The organism is Acetobacter pasteurianus subsp. pasteurianus LMG 1262 = NBRC 106471, from assembly GCF_000285275.1.
Lineage (GTDB): Bacteria > Pseudomonadota > Alphaproteobacteria > Acetobacterales > Acetobacteraceae > Acetobacter > Acetobacter pasteurianus.
Genome location: NZ_CADO01000137.1, coordinates 1 through 1122 on the forward strand (window position 1 = coordinate 1; position 1122 = coordinate 1122).

The window sequence follows — 1122 nt, forward strand, 5'->3', positions numbered from 1 at the left end:
GGCGCATATTGTAGACGATATTGGCGAGCCCGATCCTCATGGTGGCTCGACTGATACCGACAGTCCGGACAAACAGCCCCGTCTGTGACTTCTGATCGGCAAAGACATGCTCGACACGCGAGCGGATGACCGACTTTCCAGCATTTGATTTCTGGATATGCCGGGGCATAGGCTTGAGATGCGGCTTTTTGCGATGAACCTTGGAGACAAAGCCCTGCTTTTCCATGAAGTCTTCGTTGGCTTTTGAGCGATAGGCCGTGTCGGCCCAGACACTTGAGGCCGTATTGGTTTTATCCAGAAGCCCCTCTCTCAATCGCGCGCCATCACTGGCAGCGGCATGCGTTGTTTTCCATTTGCGGATGAACCGGTATTTCCGATCGATGGAAACATGCGATTTATAGCCAAAGAACGGGATGGCGAGATCGCTGGATGGCATGGTTCCATCATCCTGCCGCTTCGCCTTCGTGAACTTCAGTGTCCAGCGCGCATGACGATCCTTGTGCGACAGCTTTGCGGGTTTGTCCTGCCAGTCTTCAGGAATACGGCCTGCTCGCAGATCCGCTTTCTCTGCATTGGTGTTCCGCTGCTTCGGAGCCGCTACCAGCGTGGCATCCAGGATCTGGCCTGACATCGGCAAATACCCGGCGTTACGCAGGGTCGCATCAAAGCGGTTGAACAGCCCATCGATCGCACCCGCCTGGGTCAGACGCTTTTGACACAGCCAGACCGTTTTGGCATCCGGCACCCGATCTGAAAGTCCCAGCCCAAGGAAACGCATAAAGGAGAGGCGATCGTTGATCAGATATTCCGTCCGCTCATCAGACAAATTGTTGAGCGTCTGGATCACCAGGATCTTGAACATCAGCACAGGATCAAATGGCGGTCGTCCGCCCTTGCTTCCATCGGAATACGCCAGGGCCTTGTCCAGATCAGGACGGAACGCTTCAAAATCCACAGTCCGGGAAAACGCTTCGAGCTGATCGCCAAGCCCACTCAGCCGGGCAAGACGCTCTTCAACATCAAAGAAACCAGACTGCTTCATATCGCCATTCCCTCAATCAACGCAGAAGAAATAGAATCATACAGAAGACCTCAAAACCAGGGGGTTTTTAGAACCCTCCA

The 1122-nt window shown here is 54.1% G+C and carries 1 protein-coding gene; it reads right to left on the reverse strand.

What is annotated here, in order from left to right; translation table 11 throughout:
• Positions 1-1042 (reverse strand): IS5 family transposase (locus APA10_RS11945; RefSeq protein WP_035367802.1); only part of this gene is annotated, 1042 nt, incomplete at its 3' end.
• Between the last annotated feature and the right edge of the window lie 80 nt (positions 1043-1122).